The 16,987-nt window shown below is 71.9% G+C and carries 14 protein-coding genes; 4 read left to right on the top strand and 10 right to left on the bottom strand.

Annotated features, from left to right (window positions below):
• Positions 1-21 precede the first annotated feature (21 nt).
• The 7 genes from STRVI_RS31795 to STRVI_RS31825 all read right to left on the bottom strand — a co-directional run bounded on the left by STRVI_RS31795 (position 22) and on the right by STRVI_RS31825 (position 8,994).
• Positions 22-1,371: an NtaA/DmoA family FMN-dependent monooxygenase gene (locus tag STRVI_RS31795; RefSeq protein ID WP_014059672.1), complete on the bottom strand. Its 1,350-nt coding sequence runs from the start codon at positions 1,369-1,371 to the stop codon at positions 22-24.
• Positions 1,368-2,459 (bottom strand): LLM class flavin-dependent oxidoreductase, encoded by a 1,092-nt coding sequence (locus tag STRVI_RS31800; RefSeq protein ID WP_014059673.1) that lies wholly within the window; start codon positions 2,457-2,459, stop codon positions 1,368-1,370. Before STRVI_RS31800 ends, STRVI_RS31795 begins: the two co-directional genes overlap by 4 nt.
• 36 nt (positions 2,460-2,495) lie before the next feature.
• Entirely contained in the window at positions 2,496-3,458 is a 963-nt protein-coding gene (locus STRVI_RS31805) for an ABC transporter substrate-binding protein (RefSeq protein WP_014059674.1), read from the bottom strand.
• 107 nt (positions 3,459-3,565) lie between these two features.
• Complete coding sequence (locus STRVI_RS31810; RefSeq protein ID WP_167543298.1) at positions 3,566-4,318, bottom strand: amino acid ABC transporter ATP-binding protein; 753 nt, start codon at positions 4,316-4,318, stop codon at positions 3,566-3,568.
• Positions 4,319-4,323: 5 nt separating this feature from the next.
• On the bottom strand, positions 4,324-5,217 hold the full coding sequence (locus tag STRVI_RS31815; RefSeq protein WP_014059676.1) for an amino acid ABC transporter permease: 894 nt from the start codon (positions 5,215-5,217) through the stop codon (positions 4,324-4,326).
• Between the two features lie 67 nt (positions 5,218-5,284).
• The gene (locus STRVI_RS31820; protein ID WP_014059677.1) at positions 5,285-7,174 is read right to left on the bottom strand and encodes an FAD/NAD(P)-binding protein; all 1,890 of its coding nucleotides are present in this window, start codon (positions 7,172-7,174) and stop codon (positions 5,285-5,287) included.
• A 617-nt stretch (positions 7,175-7,791) separates the two neighbouring features.
• Positions 7,792-8,994, bottom strand: coding sequence for a DUF5685 family protein (locus STRVI_RS31825; RefSeq protein ID WP_014059678.1), 1,203 nt, complete (start codon positions 8,992-8,994; stop codon positions 7,792-7,794).
• 233 nt (positions 8,995-9,227) lie between these two features.
• On the opposite strand from STRVI_RS31825, the gene STRVI_RS31830 reads away from it, so the two are divergent.
• On the top strand, positions 9,228-9,659 hold the full coding sequence (locus STRVI_RS31830) for a cell division protein SepF (protein WP_014059679.1): 432 nt from the start codon (positions 9,228-9,230) through the stop codon (positions 9,657-9,659).
• 30 nt (positions 9,660-9,689) lie between these two features.
• Here the strand turns inward: STRVI_RS31830 and STRVI_RS31835 are convergent, their stop codons facing one another.
• Together STRVI_RS31835 and STRVI_RS31840 are read right to left on the bottom strand one after the other, a co-directional pair.
• Positions 9,690-10,877 carry an acyl-CoA dehydrogenase family protein gene (locus STRVI_RS31835; RefSeq protein ID WP_014059680.1) on the bottom strand — a complete coding sequence of 396 codons (1,188 nt, stop codon included), beginning with the start codon at positions 10,875-10,877 and terminating at the stop codon, positions 9,690-9,692.
• Positions 10,878-11,281: 404 nt separating this feature from the next.
• Entirely contained in the window at positions 11,282-12,949 is a 1,668-nt protein-coding gene (locus STRVI_RS31840; RefSeq protein WP_014059681.1) for an MFS transporter, read from the bottom strand.
• Between the two features lie 354 nt (positions 12,950-13,303).
• Between STRVI_RS31840 and STRVI_RS31845 the strand changes: the two genes are divergently transcribed.
• Both STRVI_RS31845 and STRVI_RS31850 read left to right on the top strand, forming a co-directional pair.
• Positions 13,304-14,542 carry a glycosyltransferase family 39 protein gene (locus tag STRVI_RS31845; RefSeq protein WP_014059682.1) on the top strand — a complete coding sequence of 413 codons (1,239 nt, stop codon included), beginning with the start codon at positions 13,304-13,306 and terminating at the stop codon, positions 14,540-14,542.
• A 304-nt stretch (positions 14,543-14,846) separates the two neighbouring features.
• Positions 14,847-15,881 (top strand): phosphatase PAP2 family protein, encoded by a 1,035-nt coding sequence (locus tag STRVI_RS31850; protein ID WP_043236871.1) that lies wholly within the window; start codon positions 14,847-14,849, stop codon positions 15,879-15,881.
• A 155-nt stretch (positions 15,882-16,036) separates the two neighbouring features.
• Here the strand turns inward: STRVI_RS31850 and STRVI_RS31855 are convergent, their stop codons facing one another.
• The gene (locus STRVI_RS31855) at positions 16,037-16,252 is read right to left on the bottom strand and encodes an I78 family peptidase inhibitor (RefSeq protein ID WP_014059684.1); all 216 of its coding nucleotides are present in this window, start codon (positions 16,250-16,252) and stop codon (positions 16,037-16,039) included.
• A 390-nt stretch (positions 16,253-16,642) separates the two neighbouring features.
• Here STRVI_RS31855 and gvpO point away from each other — a divergent pair, with 390 nt between their 5' ends.
• Complete coding sequence (gene gvpO / locus STRVI_RS31860) at positions 16,643-16,945, top strand: gas vesicle protein GvpO (protein WP_014059685.1); 303 nt, start codon at positions 16,643-16,645, stop codon at positions 16,943-16,945.
• Positions 16,946-16,987: the final 42 nt, after the last annotated feature.

The raw sequence follows: 16,987 nt of genomic DNA on the forward strand, positions 1-16,987 counted from the left end.
GCCGGGCCGGTGCGAAGCCGCTCAGCCCCGCTCCCCCGGATAGGGAAGTCCCAGGTGGTCACGGAGTGTCGTACCGCTGTACGCGGTGCGGAACACCCCGCGCTCCTGGAGCAGGGGCACCACCCGGTCCACGAAGTCATCGAGCCCGCCGGGGGTCAGATGCGGGACGAGGATGAAGCCGTCGGCGGCGTCGGCGGCGACGAATTCCGTCATCTGCGCGGCGACCGCCTCCGGGGTGCCGATGAACGACTGACGCCCGTTCGCCTCGATGACGGTCTGCCGGATGGACAGCCCTTTCTCCTCCGACAGCGCCCGCCACTTGGCGGCGACGGCCAGCGGATCGCCATGCCGCACCCGGCCCTGGGTCAACTGGGAGTCGGGGTCGGGGTCGATGTCCGGAAGGGGCCCGTCCGGGTCGTAGCCGGACAGGTCCACACCCCAGATCTGTTCCAGGGTGAGAAGCGCGGTCTGCGGTGAGACCTGCTGGAGCCGGATCTCGGCGGCCTTCTCCTGGGCGTCGGCCGCGGTGTCGCCGAGGACCAGGGTCACCCCGGGCATGATCTTCAGCTCCTCCGGGGCGCGCCCGTACCGCGCCAGCCGCCGCTTGACGTCGGCGTAGAAGGCGCGCCCGGCCTCCAGGGAGCCGTGCCGGGTGAAGATGATGTCGGCGGCGGAGGCGGCGAACTCCCGGCCCTCGTCGGAGTCCCCGGCCTGGATCACCACCGGATGGCCCTGCGGTGAGCGTGGCACGCCGAACTCGCCGTCGATGGTGAAGTGCCGGCCGGTGTGGGCGAACGGGCGGGGCGTGCCGTCCGGCGTCCAGGAGTCCCACAGCTCACGGGCGGTGGCGACGAACTCGGCGGCCCGGGTGTAGCGGTCGGCCCGGTCCAGGAAGCCGCCGCGCCGGAAGTTCTCGCCGGTGAAGGCGTCGGAGGAGGTGACCACGTTCCAGGCGGCGCGGCCCCCGCTGAGATGGTCCAGGGAGGCCAGTCGGCGGGCCAGTTCGTACGGTTCGTTGAACGTGGCGTTGACGGTGGCGGCCAGCCCCAGCCGTTCGGTGACGGCGGCGAGCGCGTTCAGCACGGTGATCGACTCGGGCCTGCCGACCACGTCGAGGTCGTGGATCCGGCCGTTGTGCTCGCGCAGCCGCAACCCCTCGGCCAGGAAGAAGAAGTCGAACAGCCCGCGCTCGGCGGTGCGCGCGAGATGTTCGAAGGAGTCGAAGTCGATCTGGCTTCCGAGAGCGGGGCTGCGCGAAGCGCATCGACCAGGGGTGGTGGTCGGGCCGGCGGGCGGGACCGTCCAGACGGTGGTGTTGTTGACCCCGGGGAAGTGGGCCGCGAGATGGATCTGCTTGTGCTGCCTGCTCATCGGGTGGCCTCCCGCTCCAGGGCGTAGCGGCTGGCCGGGCGGGAAAGCCCCAGGTGGTCGCGGAGTGTCGCACCGGGATAGAAGGTGCGGAACAGCCCTCGGTGCTGGAGCAGCGCCACGGTGCCGTTGACGAAACGTTCCAGGTCATGGCGTGGGGCGACGGGGGTGATGTGGAAGCCGTCCACCGCGTCGGCGGTGTGCCAGCCGGTGATCAGCTCGGCGAGCCCGGCCGGTCCCCCGCGGTACAGCGGCGGTCCGCCGGGCGTGTCGGCCAGCGCGACCGGCGGGGCGTTCCCGGGCGCGCCCTCCCCGTCGGCCAGGTCCACGGCGACGGCGGCGAGCACGGTGAGCGCGCCGGGCTCCCGGCCGTGCGCCACCGCGCGGCGCTTCAGCTCGTCGCGGATACGGCCCGCCTCCTCCGGAGAGGTGGCACGGAGGTACACCACATCGGCGTGTCGGGCCGCGGTCTGCCAGGTCACCGGGTCGGTGGCGGCGACGGCCACCACCGGGCGGCCCTGCGGCGGCCGGGGCACGATGGCCGGGCCGCGCACCGAGAAGTGCGCGCCCTCGAAGTCCACGTAGTGCAGCTTGTCGCGGTCGATGAAACGGCCGGTGGCGGTGTCACGGATCTCGGCGTCGTCCTCCCAGCTATCCCACAGCCGGGCCACCACATCGGCGACCTCCCCCGCCTCGGCCCACAGCTCCCCGGCCGGGGCCGCGGGGCGGCGGCCCACCAGCCGGGCCTCCGCCTCCGTCGCCGACACCTCGACCCGCCAGCCCGCCCGGCCGCGGCTGACCCAGTCCAAGGTGGCGACGGCGGAGGAGACATGGAACGGCTCGGTGTGGGTGGTGGTGACGGTCGGCACCAGGCCGATCCGCCCGGTGGCGGGCGCGACACGCGCGAGGACGGCGAGCGCGTCGAGCCTGCCCCGGCCCGGCCCCGGAGGGCCGAAGGTGTCGTCCAGGGTGATGAAGTCGAGCATGCCGTCCTCGGCGAGGCGGGCGAGCTCCACGTAGTACGGCGCCTGGTACTGCCCGTCGCCGTCGATGGCGGCGGCCAGGTGCAGGGTGCCGGTCGGTACGGCCATGGTCAGGGCCTTCCTCGGTCGGGAGTGGGGGCACGGTCACGGCGTGGGCAGGCCGGGCGGGTTGATCTCGGACTTCTTCACCGCCTCGCTGGAGAGCCCCCAGCGCTTGAGGACCTTGGCGTACGAGCCGTCCTCGATCACGTGGTCCAGGGCCGCGGCATAGGCGTCGACCAGCCCGCTGCCCTTCCTGGTGGTGGCCGCGATCTTGCCCTGCACCTGGTCGCCACCGCCCGAGAAGCGGCCGATCACCTGGGTCTGGCCGGCCGAGGCGACGTGGTAGGCGGAGGTGGGGTGGGGGCCGAAGTAGGCGTCGATACGGCCCGATTGAAGGGCGAGGTAGTAGTCGGTGTCCTTCTGGAAGTACTTGATGTCCACGGGCTTGCGGCCGGCCTTCTGGTTCTGCTTGCTCCAGTCGACCAGGATCTTCTCCTGGTTGGTGCCGGAGGCGACCGAAACGGTTTTGCCCGCCACGTCCTTGGGGCTTTTGACCCGCCAGGAGGTGCCCTTCTTGGCCTCGAAGGCGAGATCGTCCAGCCGGTAGGTGGCGAAGTCGTACTTCTCCTTGCGGTCCTCGGTGACCGTCACATTGGAGAAGACGCCGTCGAACTTGGAGCTGTCGAGGCCGACGAAGAGGTTCTCCCAGGAGACCGCCTGGAAGTCGGTCTTGAGCCCGAGCGTGTCGGCGACCAGCGTGGCGAGGTCGATCTCGGAGCCGATCCGGGTCTTGTCGTCGGTCGCGTAGAAGCCGAGCGGCGGGGAGGCGTCGGCGCTGCCGCCGATGCGCAGGGTGCCGCGCGCACGGATCGCGGCCGGCACCTTCGCCGCGATCGAGTCGACCTTCTTCCCTCTGACGCGGTGCTGGTCGGGGCTGATGTTGATGGCGCCCTTCGCGCCCTTGGAGCCCACAGTCTCCCGGACATCGCCGTCGCCGCAGCCGCCGAGCAGGGCGGCGACGGTGAGGGCGGCGACGGCGGTGACGAGGGTGCGGCGGGTCTTCACGGGAGTGCTCCTTGCGTGGGTGGACATCGGTGATCTCGTGGACATCGGTGATCTCGTGGACATCGGCCGTCTCGCGGGCCTCGGTGATCTCGTGAACATCGGTGGCCTCAGAGGACCTTGGAGAGAAACGCCTTCGTGCGTTCCTCGCGTGGGGCGTCCAGCACCTCGGCCGGTGGGCCCTGCTCGACGATCCGGCCGCCGTCCATGAAGACGACGGTGTCGGCGACCTCCCGCGCGAAGCCGATCTCATGGGTGACGACGATCATCGTGGTGCCCTGATGGGCCAGGTCCTTGATGACGTCGAGGACCTCGCCGACCAGTTCGGGGTCGAGGGCGGAGGTCGGCTCGTCGAAGAGCAGCAGCTCGGGTTCCAGGGCGAGGGCGCGGGCAATCGCCACCCGCTGCTGCTGTCCGCCGGAGAGCTGCCGGGGGTACGCGGCCGCCTTGTCGGCCAGACCGACCCGGGCGAGCAGCGTCTCGGCGCTGTGAACCGCCTCTTTCCTGGGGCGGCGCAGGGCCGAGACCGGCGCCTCGACGATGTTCTCCAGCACCGTCAGATGCGGGAAGAGGTTGAAGTTCTGGAAGACGAAGCCGATCCGGGTGCGCTGCTTGAGGATCTCGCGTTCGCGCAGCTCGTAGAGGCGGCCGCCCTGGCGGCGGTAGCCGACCAGCGAGCCGCCGACGCTGATCCAGCCGCTGTCCACCTTCTCCAGGTGGTTGATGGCGCGCAGCAGCGTGGACTTGCCGGAGCCCGACGGCCCGAGGACGACGGCCACCTCCCCGGAGCGCACCTCCAGGTCGATGCCGCGCAGCACCTCCAGCGACCCGAAGCTCTTGTGGACGGAACGGATGTCGACCATGGCGGTCATCGGGTGGCTCCCCGCGAGAAGCGGCGCTCGACGTAGTACTGCGCGATCGAGAGCACGGTGGTCAGGATGATGTACCAGACGGTCGCGACCATCAGCAGCGGCACGACCCGGCCGTTGCGTCCGTAGATGACCTGCACCTGGTAGAAGAGCTCGCCGATCGCCATGACGGAGACGATCGAGGTGCCCTTGAAGAGCGAGATGACCTCGTTGGCGGCGTTCGGCAGGATCGACCGCATCGCCTGCGGGAGCACGATCCGGCGCAACTGCCGCAGCCGGGGGATACCGAGCGCGGCCGCCGCCTCCAGCTGTCCGCCGTCGACCGCGAGGACTCCGCCGCGCACGATCTCCGCCGCGTAGGCCGCCTGGTGGAGGGCGAGTCCGAGCACCGCAGCGCTCATCGCGCCGACCAGTCCCGCGGTGTCGAAGGAGAAGAAGCCGGGGCCGAAGGGGATGCCGAAGTCGAGCCGCTTGTAGAGATAGGTGAGGTTGAACCAGAAGAGGAGCTGGACGATGAGCGGGATGGAGCGGAACGCCCAGATGTAGGTGAAGGCGACCGACTTCAGGAAGGGGCTCCGGGACAGCCGCATGAAGGCGAGGACGATCCCGAGGGCGAAGCCGAGCGCGGTGCCGTAGCAGGTGAGCTGGATGGTGATCCAGACCGCCTTGAGGATGGTCCGGGTGGTGAAGAAGTCGGCGAAGACGTCCCACTCCCAGCCGGGGTTGGTGATCAGGCCGTTGGCGAACTGGGCCACCAGGACGGCGGTGACGGCAACGGCGGCCCAGCGCCAGGGGTGGCGTACCGGGACGACCTTGAGGGCGGAGTAGTCCTCGCGTTCGGCGCCGCCGCTTTCGGCGGCTTTGTCGACAGGTGGATCGGACGTCAGCGACATGGAGGGTCCTTGGGGTCCTTCGGAGGAGAGCGGAGGCTTTCCCGGGAACGGTCTTCCGGGGGGATGCTCAGGCGGTGAGCGAGGCGCGACAGGACAGGTCGCGCAGACAGCGCAGCAGGGCCCGCGCGGTGGCGTCGTTCTGCCGGAACGCGGGGGCGTTGGTACGGGGCCGGGCGAAGGCGCCCGACGCGCGGGCGTCGGTATGCGGCCCGAGCGCGAAGCGGCGCGGATGCGGACTCCCGGCCCGGTCCAGGATCCGGCCGTCGGCGGGGCTGACGGCGAGCAGTCCGGCCGGGGTGGCGGCGGCGCCGTCGCGGTGCAGGGAGCGCAGCAGGGTGTCGCGGGAGCGGTCCACGGTGGGCTCCGGCAGCCGGGCCTCGACCAGCGCACGGGCCTCGACGGCATGGCCGGGCACGCTGGCGGAGCTCGCCCGGAACACCCCGCGCAGCGGATCGGCGGTCACGGTGGTCTCGGCGCCGAGGAAGCGGACCACTCCGGCGCGGGAGAGCGCGAGCAACTGCTCGAGCCGTGGGCCGGGCGGGCCGGAGGCGAGGTAGCTGAAGAAGCCGTGCCACCAGCCGCCGATGTCGCCGAGCCGGATCAGTTGGCCGTAGACGGAGAGCAGGGCGAGGAAGACGGCGAGGTCAGGGCTGTGCGCGGGGTTGTGACGGCGGGCGAGGTCGGCCTCGATATGGGTGCGCAGCCCCTGTTGCAGGGCCTCGTGGTCGGGGAACCGCAGCCCGGCCAGGGGGTGGTCGAGGGCGTCGGGATCGAGCCGGTCGGCCGGGTCGGGGACGGCCGCGGCGACCAGGGCGTCCAGTTCGGGGCTGCCGGGCGGGCAGGCGGCGTACTTCTCCTCGAACGCGGGCCACTCCCCGGCCGTCCGCTCCGGATGGGCGGTGAACAGCCGGTGGTAGTGGGCGAATCCCAGCTCCTTGGCGATCAGCGGCCAGATGTCGCGCCGGAAGTCCGGACGCCCGGGAAGCGAGCGCAACGCGTCGACCTGGGCGGGGCCGAAGAAGCGCGGCACCGGGGGCCGCTCACCGCTCAGCGAGTAGCCGATCTTGGCGTGGTACGGGACGCCGCGCCGCGAACCCGCGTACAGCACGGGCTCGCGGCCCGACGGCCGGTAGGCCAACTCCCCCTCCGGGCCGCGCTCATAGCGTCCGCCGCGCCCCTCGGTGAGCAGCACCGTCAGATCGACGAAGGCGAGACCGAGGCCGCGCACGAGCACCGGCTCGCCGGGGCGCAGCGCGCTCAGCTCGCTGTCGGCGGTGAACTCCGGCGGGAGGTGGACGAGTCCGTGCTCGGCGGCGAACGCGGTGAGCGCCCGCTGCTCGGCGTCGGGTTCGGCGTCGAGGTGGCCGAGGGCGAGGACCACGGCGTCGGCGGTGAGCGGGGCGGTCCACCCCTCCAGCCACACCTGCTGACGTCCGTCGCGCGGTCCCGTGACGCGTACGGCCCGGTCCCGGTGCTCATGGACGGTGGTCCCGGGCGGCAGGCCGGCCACCGACCGCTCGTACACCCAGCGCAGATAGGCGCTCTGGAGCCGTCGGGTGGCGAAGCTCTGCCCGGTCAGGGCGGCGGCCTCGGCGGCGAGTTCGGGCGGCAGGGCGCGGGCGCCGGGCGGCTCGCCCTCGCGGACCTTGGCTGCCCATTCGGCGAGGGAGGGGCCGGGGCGTATCGGTCCTTCGCGCTCCACCGACTCGTCGGTGAACATGGTGACGTCCTCGGCCATGGAGTTCATCCACAGCAGCGGGGACTGGTCCGGGCGCCAGATGCGGCCGCCGCCGGGCGGATGCGGATCGACCAGGTGCAGCTCGAACGGGGCGCTGTCGCCGTGGAGTTCGGGGGCGTTGGCGGCGAGGCGCTCGATCAGACCGGTGGCACGCGGGCCCGCGCCGACGATGACGATCGTGGCGGGTGATCGGGGAGGCTGGTCCGGGTTCGCGGACATGCAAAGGCTCCGTGAGTTCTGAAGTGAACACACGCATGGCCTTCACACACGGCCGAGCCCCTCAGCTCGGCAGGCGAGCCCCTCAGCTCGACATGGGGCCGAGGTTAAGGCGTCCCCACGGTGCGCTGTCAAGACTGTCCGAACTGTGAACAGCGCGTCTCACCGCGGTTGACGCGGAAGCGGATGGCTGCTCCACTTGGCCCATGGACTCAAGGCAGCGACTGGTCACGCGCGACCACATCGACTTCGGTCGAGTGTGGTCGTCGTCCTGTTCGGGCTGACCGCCCGCCTCCGCTGCCGTGGGGGACGCAAGGGATTCCCTGCCCCCAGCGCTTCGAGGCTCCGCCCGCCCGCCGGTCCCCTTCTCCGGTGTGGCCGCCGCATATCCGCGTCGTCACGCGCCTTCGGCCTTCCCACACGCACACACGCTTCCGCGTTTTCCACCCTCCCCTCAGGCCCCCCTCGGGCGCCCCTCCCCTCAGGCGCCCCGGCACCACCTGCTCCGTTCCCCCGTCCCTCATATTCCGGTGCCCCGAAGGGGCGCGGGGAACCGCGCGATCAGCCACGACGCCGCCGTAGACAATCGACGGCATTTCAGGGCACCTCCAGTGGAGCGCTCAGCAGTCGCAGCCGCAGTCACAACCATCACAGCAGTCGCAGCTACAGCAGTCGCCGCAGTTGCCACAGCAGTCACAACACTCGCAGCAGTCATCGCACTTATGGCACAGGCCCTCGCGCGGCTGCCCGGTCCACGGGTCGTGGTACGGATCCCGGCAGCACACCTGACAGGTACAGCAGAGCCCGGTCCACACCAGGCAGCCGGCGAGCAGCCCCCGGCGGCGCCCCGGCGGCGCCGGCGGGGCGCCGCCGGGGCCTCCCGGGGTGATCCACGGCGACTGCGGCGGCCCGAAGGAGGACTCCGGGGTGCCGGAGCCATGGCCGGGGTGCGCACAGCCGGTGGTGCCGAAGGTGCGGTCGACCGCCCGCTCCAGCTCATGGACCAGCAGCACATGGGCGAGCCGGCCGGAACCCTTGCCCGCGAATTCGGTGTCCTTGAGCGCCAGCCGCACCCCGTGCACCGCGTCGTCGCACAGCCTGCGGACCTCGGCGAGGTCGGCACCGGTGGCCGCGATCGGGTTCCAGGCACCGGTCTCGGCGTCCTCGGCCAGGTCCTCCACCGCGTCCAGCAGATGCGCGAGCCGCCCGAAGAGCCGGCCCGCCTCCTCCAGCGGGGCCCGGTTGCCGGGCCGTCCGGCCAGGACGGCGGTGTGCCCGAAGGCCGCGGAGGTCGCGGTCTCGGTGGGCTCGGTGATGGTCAGCAGCGAGGTGCCGGGGCCCGCGTGGGACTCGAGCTCCGCCTGCCGGCCGACCGCGTCGAGCAGCAGGGCGGTGTCGAAGCCGAGCGCGGCGCCGCTGCGCTCCCCCGCCCGGCCCCACCGCCCGGCCACCCGGCGGGCGGCCGCGGCCACCGGCCGCCGGGCCAACGCCCCGTCGCCGTCCGCGACATGGTCCCGTACCTTCGCCGAGGCCAGCACCAGCGAGACGGTGGCCGCAAGACGCGCCCCCTCGCCCTGGGCGACCGACGCCGTCCGCATCCCGCGCAGCGGACAGGGCCCGGCGGTGCGCCGCCAGCCGTCCGACCGCCCGGCCTGGGCCTCCACCAGCACCGATATCACCAGGCCGTCGTAATTGGTGGCGACGCGGGCGAACTGCCCGTGGTCACCCCGCAACGCGAGGCACAGCCCGCACAAATGCGCCATCCACTCGGTGCGCAAGTTTTCCGACAGCCGATGCCGACAAGGCCGGATAATGCCAAACACCACGAACCCCGTTCACCCATATGTCCCCGACGTCACCCGTCCGGCCGCGGCGGAGTCTACCCATCACTCCGTCAGCCCCCATAAGCAGGTGGAACTCTGATATGGCGCCAGCCGTTGTGCACCAGTAACGTCACGAATCCCCTGTGCGGCCGCAATCCACGTGGCAGACCATCCGCATCATGGACGACCATAGAGGGGCGGACGGTACACACCATCAGGGAGAGGAGGCGTCTATGGGATCGGTACGCAAGGCAAGTGCCTGGCTTGGCCTCGTCGACGACAGCGATGACGAGCGCTACTACGACGACGACTACGCCGAGGGGTCCGAGCCCGGCGACTCCTGGATGACCGACCCGCGAGCGCAGGTGGCCGACGAGACCGCGCGGGACCACGGCACCCGGATCGCCACGGTCACCCCGGACGGGTTCCGGGATGCCCGCGGCATCGGGGAGATGTTCCGGGAGGGTGTTCCGGTCATCGTCAATCTCACGACGATGGAGTCGGCCGACGCCAAGCGCGTGGTGGACTTCATGGCCGGGCTGATCTTCGGGCTGCGCGGCTCGATCGACCGCGTGGCCAACCGCGTCTTCCTCCTCACCCCCGCGGACTACCAGATCGTCAGCGGCCCGGCCGGTCACCCCACGGGCTTTTTCAACCAGAGCTAGGCCCGGACAGGGCTTGGCGCCCGGGGCCGCTCACCGGAATGCGTCGATTCCGGTGAGCGCCTTGCCCAGCACCAGTTGGTGCATTTCGACGGTGCCCTCATAGGTGAGCACGGACTCCAGATTCGTGGCGTGCCGCATCACCGGATACTCCAGCGAGATCCCGTTGGCGCCCAGAATCGTCCGGGACGTGCGGCAGATCTCGATCGCCTCGCGCACATTGTTCAGCTTGCCGAAGCTGACCTGCTCGGGGCGGAGCCGCCCCGCCTCCATGCGCCGCCCCAGATGGTGGGCGAGCAGGATCCCCTTGTGGAGTTCCAGCGCCATATCGGCCAGCTTGGCCTGGGTGAGCTGGAAGCCCCCGATCGGCCGGCCGAACTGCTCGCGCTCGCGCGCGTAGTCCAGCGCCGACTCGAAGGCGGAGCGGGCGGCCCCCATCGAGCCCCAGATGATGCCGTAGCGGGCGTGGCCCAGGCAGCTCAGCGGGCCCCGCAACCCGGTGACCTCGGGCAGGACCGCGTCGGCCGGCAGCCGCACCTCGTCCAGGACCAGCTCGCTGGTGACCGAGGCGCGCAGCGACCACTTGTGCTTGATGTCGGGGGCCGAGAAGCCGGGCGCGTCGGTGGGGACGACAAAGCCGCGGATGCCCTCGTCGGTGTGGGCCCACACCACCGCGACCCCGGCCACCGAGCCATTGGTGATCCACATCTTGCGGCCGGTGAGCACCCAGTCCGAGCCGTCCCGCTTGGCGTACGTCCGCATGCCCGCCGGGTCGGAGCCGTGGTCCGGTTCGGTCAGCCCGAAGCAGCCGATGACCTCGCCGGAGGCCATCCGGGGCAGCCACTGCTGCTTCTGCTCCTCGGAGCCGAAGCGGTGGATGGCGTACATGGACAGGGAACCCTGCACCGACATCAGGGAGCGGATCCCGGAGTCGGCGGCCTCCAGCTCCAGACAGGCCAGGCCGTACTGGATCGGACTGGCACCCGCACACCCGTAGCCGGTGAGGGACATCCCGAGCGCGCCGAGGGAGCCGAGCTCCCGGGCCAGCTCCCGGATGCCGGGCACCTCGCCGCGCTCGAACCAGTCGGCGACATGCGGCAGCACACGGTCGGCGGCCCACTGCCGCATGGTGTCGCGGACCGCGAGGTCCTCGGGGTCGAGGAGATCGTCGAGCCCCAGCGGGTCACGCGGATCGAACGACGGCAGGGTGCCAGCGGACATGGGTGGCGGCCTCCGGTAGATGCGGGTCCGGGTCGCCGGGCGGGTGCCTACCGGTCGCCGGGGCGCGTCCTTCTCGCCCGGCGGCCGAGGTGATCAGCCCGGTCGATCCGACGCTACGGCCGGGTAACCCCTGACGTCCAGACCCGCTCACGCCGCGCCACCAGGACACGGGCAGCAGGCGGGCAGGCCCGGGGCGGGAGGCGGGCAAGCCCGGGGCGGGACGCGGGCAGGGCCATGGGGTGTCCGGCGGACTACGCGGCGGAGCAGGGGCTTCGCCCCCTGGACCCCGGAGTCCGGGGCAGAGCCCGGTTGGGAAAGGGGCCGGGAGCAGTCCGCCGCGGGCGGCAAGGTCCGCCGGACACCTCGCGGGGCGGGGGATGCGCGCGGGACTCGGGCGGGGTCGGTCAGGACTCGGCGGCGACGGCGGCGCGGTCGCGCCGGGCCGGGGTGTCCGTACCGCCCGGTGCCCGCTGGTCGGGGCCCTGGGCGGGCTCCTCGTCGTCAGCGGCGCACTCCATGACCTTGGGCAGCCGCAGCGCGGCGAGCGCCCCCATCAGCAGCAGAACGGCGCTGACCGCGAGCGTGACATGCAGACCGTGGACGAAGGCGCCGCGGGCGGCCGAGCGCAGGGCCTCTCCGGTGTGGCCGCCGATCCGGTCGGAGACCTTGTACGCGGCGCCCAGCGACTGGCTCGCGTCGGAGCTGGCCGAGGCGGGGACGCCGGGCACCGAGGAGACGCCGGGCTTGTAGGCGGCGTTCATCACGCTGCCCAGGAGGGCTATGCCGATACCGGCGCCGAGCTGGTACGAGGTCTCGCCGATGGCGGCCGCGCCGCCCGCCGAACCGGCCGACGCCTCGTTGAGCATCGACTCGTACGCGCTGAAGAGCGTGGTCTCCAGGCCGAAGCCCAGGACGATGAAGCCGCCGACGAGCACGGCGGGCCGGTCGGCCTGGCCCATGGCGGTGAGCGAGAGAACGGCGAGCGCGGTGAGCGCGAAGCCGATGACGACCATGAGTCGCGGGCCGAGCCACTGGAGCATCCGGGACCCCACGAGCCCGGCGGCCATGGCGGCGAAGGTGAGCGGCAGCAGCCGCAGACCCGTCTCGAGCGGGGTGAGCCCGAGCACGAGCTGGAGGTACTGGGCGGCTATGAGCTCCAGGCCGACGAGCGCCAGCAGGGCGAGCACGATACAGCCGACGGAGATCGAGAACGCGGGCCGGGCGAACAGCTTGAGGTCCACCAGCGGATGCGTACGGCGGCGCTGGCGGCGCACGAAGAGCACCAGCAGCACCACCCCGAACAGCAGCGGGGCGGTGGTCACGGCGTCCAGCGGGTCCGCGCCGCTGCCCATCCGCTTGACGCCGAAGACGACACAGAACAGCCCGCACGCGGCCATGACCGCGCCCAGCACGTCCCAGGGCCCGTTCCGGTCGCCGGTGGACTCCGGCAGCAGCCAGCGGCCGACGGGCAGCGCCACGATCATCAGGGGCAGGTTGACCAGGAAGACCGAGCCCCACCAGAAGTTCTCCACCAGGAAGCCGCCGAGCAGCGGGCCCACGGCCGCGCCGACGGCGGCGACCGCGCTCCAGACGCCGATGGCCAGCGCCCGCTCCCGGCGGTCCGGGAAGACCTGGCGCAGGATCGACAGCGTCGCGGGCATGATCATCGCGCCGCCGACACCCAGCAGGGCACGGGCCACGATGAGGATCTGGGGGCTGGGGGCGAAGGCGGCGAGCGCGGAGGCGGCGCCGAAGAGCCCGTAGCCGAGCAGCAGGACGCGCCGTCTGCCGACACGGTCGCCGAGGGTGCCGAAGAGGATCAGCAGCGAGGCGCAGACCAGTGGGTAGATGTCCACGATCCACAGCAGTTCCATCGCGCCGGGGCGCAGATCCTCGGTCACGGCCGGGACCGCGACATGCAGCACGGTCGCGTCCACGGCGACGAGCAGCAGGCTGACGCAGAGCACAAGGAGCACGACCCAGCGGTGCGCCCCGCCGCCCGCCTCGGTGCCGCGCCATTGCCGGGGAACGCCCGCCGTCCGCCGAGTGCGGGCCGTGGTCGTCCCGGACATGTACGCACCTCCCTGGGTCTTGCGCTCGCGGTCCGCCGCCGGAGGGGCGGTACGTCACGTCGTAGGGACGTCCGGGTGACCCCGGTGGCGAAGGCGCGAGTGAGAGGTCAGGGTACGCGAGTCCCCGCGCGGGACGTGTGCCGCAGGTCATGTTGGGCGCACACCGCGGAGGATTACGGAGGCGTACGTTCCGGACTTCCCCTTTTGTCCCCCGTCTCTCCGCCGTCCCTCCTGTGGCCGCTCGGCGGCCGTCTCGCGTTCGTCCGCCGTTGTCCACAGCCCCCGCGGCCGCTCCGCCGGGGGTTGTCCACAGCCCCCGGCGGGCGGTCCTGGCCATCCTTGATAATCGTCGCCGTGACTGATTTCGCCCAGGCCGGCACCGCGCCGCTCAGCGACGACGGCCGACCGGGCCGCGCCGCTCGGGCCGCGCTGCGCCGGGCCGCCCCAGCATTGCTCGCCTACGCGGGGACGCGCCTGCTCGGGCTCGTGGTTCTCGCGATCTGGGGGGCCTTCGCGGACAAGAGCCCGCACCAGCTCCTCTCGGCGCGCTGGGATTCGCTGTGGTACACCCGCATCGCCGAGGAGGGATACGGCTACACGATCCATCTGCCCGGCGGGGCGGTCCACTCCAACCTGGCGTTCTTCCCCCTGCTCCCCGGCCTGGAGCGAGTGATATCGGCCATAGCCCCGCTGGACGCGGCCGACGCCGGTCTGCTGGTGAGCTGGGTCACGTCCCTGTTCGCCGCCTGGGGGATCTTCGCGATCGGCGATCTGCTGTACGGACGACGGGTGGGCCTCACGCTGGCCGTGCTGTGGGGCGTGCTGCCGGTCGGGATCGTCCAGTCGATGGCGTACTCGGAGTCGCTCTTCACGGCGCTGGCCGCCTGGGGGGTCTATGCGGCGCTCACCCGGCGGTGGCTGTGGGCGGGGCTGTTCGCGGCGCTGGCGGGGCTGACCCGGCCGGTGGGGGCGGCGGTGGTCGCGGCGCTCTGGGCGGCGGCCGCGGTGGAGCTCCTGCCCGAAGGGCGGTGGCGCCAGGCGTGGCGGACACGCCCGCCCGTCGCCCGCCACCACCCTCAAGGGAGGCGCTTCGCGCCGCCACCTCTCCGCCTGCTCGCGGGCGTCGTGCTCGCGCCGCTGGGGTGGCTGGGCTATGTGGCGTGGGTCGCCGTCCGGACCGGCAGCGTCACCGGCTACTTCGACATCCAGAACGGCTGGGGGAACGGCTTCGACGGCGGGCTGGCCTTCGCGGGCTTCATCGGGGGGCTGCTGATCAAGCCGCCCTTCGTGGGCGGGCTCGGGCTGCTGCTCGGTGTCGGGGCGCTGATCTGGCTCGCGATCCGCTGTGTGCGGCAGCGCCAGCCGCTGCCGCTGCTGGCCTACGGCGGGGCGGTGCTGGTCCTGGCGCTGGCCGCGAAGGGCTACTTCGGCTCGAAGCCCCGACTGCTGATACCGGCCTTCCCGCTGCTGCTGCCGATCGCGGTCGCCCTGGCCCGGCTGCGCCCGGTGCGCGCCGCGCTGGTCCTGGGGTCGGCCGGGCTCGCCTCGGCGGTGTACGGCGCCTTCTGGCTGCATGGCTCCGGACCGCCATGATCCGGCCACCCCGTCCGGCCGGGCCGGGCCCCGCGGACGATCACCCCCGGCCGCCCGGCGACACCTGGGGAAACTTCCGGGAACGGTACGGCCAATAAGCGATAAACTCGCCCTGTAAGAATTCCATAAAGTCCCTGAGACACGCCCATTGGAAGGACGGGAGCAGAAAAGTTCCCGGGCCTCCTGCATTCCTTGGAAAGGGCACGGCCAAAAGCCGTGGACGAGACGCACTCCACATCACATCGTCATCACAAAGCGACCTGATCGACCGAACTCGCCTGTCACGCAATGTAACGTCGATTAGGTGCGTACCGAAGACAAGCTCCCCGCGTCCGAGGAGCGAAGGCCCGATCTCGCGCGACCGCGCATGACCCGAACACGCTTCTGGCTGCTCGGGACCACGCTGGCGGTCTACGCGGCGACCGTGATCGGCGTGCTCACCACCTCATGGCTGGTGAAGCTCGACTGGCAGATCATGCTCTTCCGGCCCTACAAGCAGTGGCCCGAGTTCCACACCTTCCTGGACTACTTCGTGGTCATGGGCCAGCGCGGACCCACCGCGGTGGCCGTCGCCGCCTGGCTGGGGTGGTGCTGCTACCGGCAGCGGACCCTGCGCCCGCTGCTGGCGCTGGGCACTTCCCTGCTGCTGCTGAACGCCACCGTGGGCGCCGTGAAGATCGGCTTCGGCCGGCTCGGTCCGCACTACGCGACCACCGTCGGCTCCAATGAGATGTGGGGCACCGGCGATATATTTCCTTCGGGTCACACCGCGAACGCCGTGGTCACCTGGGGGATTCTGGCCTATCTGGCGACCACCCCCGTCGCGCGCCGGGTCGCCTCGCTGATCGCCGCGGGCTTCGCCTTCGGGGTCGGCATGACCACCGTCTACCTCGGCACCCACTGGCTGAGCGATGTGGTGCTGGGCTGGGCCGCCGGGGTGCTGGTGCTGCTGGCGCTGCCGTGGCTGGAGCCCGCCATGGCCCGCGCCGAGGTGCTGCTGCTGACCCTGTGGCGCCGGATGCGCGAGGGCTGGGCGCCCGCGCCGCTGCCGTCCAGGCGGCCGGTCGCCGGGACCCCGCTGGCCACCCCGCGCGCCGCCCGCGACGACGAGCTGCCCGCCCGCGAGCCCGTGGCCGTGGTCCGGTCCGGCGGTGCCACCGGCCGTGGCCCCGACGGGCGGCCCCACCACCCGGTCCGCCAGCACACGGTGCGCTCCGAGCGCACCCCGGTCACCCCGGTCGGCAGCCGCCGGCCGCCGCACGCCGACCGGGTGCCGCGCGCCACGACGCCCTTCGGCCCGTCCGGCGCCTCCCGCGGCCGGACCGCCACCGGAGGCTGAGCCACCCACCGGGCCGCGGGGCGGTACGCACCTCCTTCCCCGCGCCGACCGGTCACACCACGGCCCCGAACGCTCCCGCCGGAGCGTCCGGGGCCGTGGTCGTGTCCGGGCCGGGCCCACCGGCCCACCGGCCCACCGGCGCGGATCCGGGCCGGTCAGCCGCGCCAGCAGCGCTTCACGGTGCCGTCGTCCACCTCGAAGTCGATCCGCCCGCGCAGATACTCCATCGTGATGATCGCGCCCGGCGGAAGCGTCCGTACGGTGCTCCAGCCGCGTGCGCGCGCCCTCTCCTCGGCGGTCCGGGCATCGAGGCCCACATAGCTGTCGAGGTCGTCGTCGGGTTCGGCCGGAAGGTTCGGTACAGGTCCCATGACGCCACCGTAGGTGGCTCCCTACGCGGGGCAAACCCAGAGTGGCGAAGGACTGCTACTGCCTCATGCCTCTCACGGCCGCCATTCGTCACACTTGTGTCACAGAAAACACGCCCGGGTTTGTGGGCGACTTCATCACTCTTCCGGGGCTTGTGTTGACCCCTCGAAGATGATTGCGAGTTTTCGTCGATATCCCGCGTCAAACGACCGGCTCCGGTATGGGCGGCGGAGCACCGCCGAGATCTTTCGAGCAATTCACACGGCGGCCGGAAAAGCGCTGCCCGGACCCCTCCGGAGCACACAATTCCACCACAAATCGCCGGGGCCTCGGGGCCGAACGTCGAGGTTTACGCCCACCGGGACGCGGTACCCGCCGCCACCGGAGCCAACATGACTGACAGATCAGATGAAACCCCCGAGAAGACGGCGGCCGGCGGTCCGAGCCCGCTGGCACTCCTGCGTGCCGCCCGTGAACAGCTCGTCGAGCTGACGGGCCTGTACCCCGAGTCCCTCCCCCGTCTGGAGCGGACCGACGAGGGGTGGCTGCTGGAGGCCGAGGTGGTGGAGCTGGAGCGGGTACCGGAGACGATGAGCCTGATGGCCCTGTACGAGGTGATCCTCGACCCGGACGGCCTGCTCACCGGATACCGCCGCCTCCGCCGCTATGAGCGCGGCCGGAGCGACCGCCGCTGACGGCGGCGAACCGGACGCCCACCGATACGAGAGGAAACACCC

Source organism: Streptomyces violaceusniger Tu 4113, from assembly GCF_000147815.2.
In the GTDB taxonomy this organism is placed as follows: Bacteria; Actinomycetota; Actinomycetes; order Streptomycetales; family Streptomycetaceae; genus Streptomyces; species Streptomyces violaceusniger_A.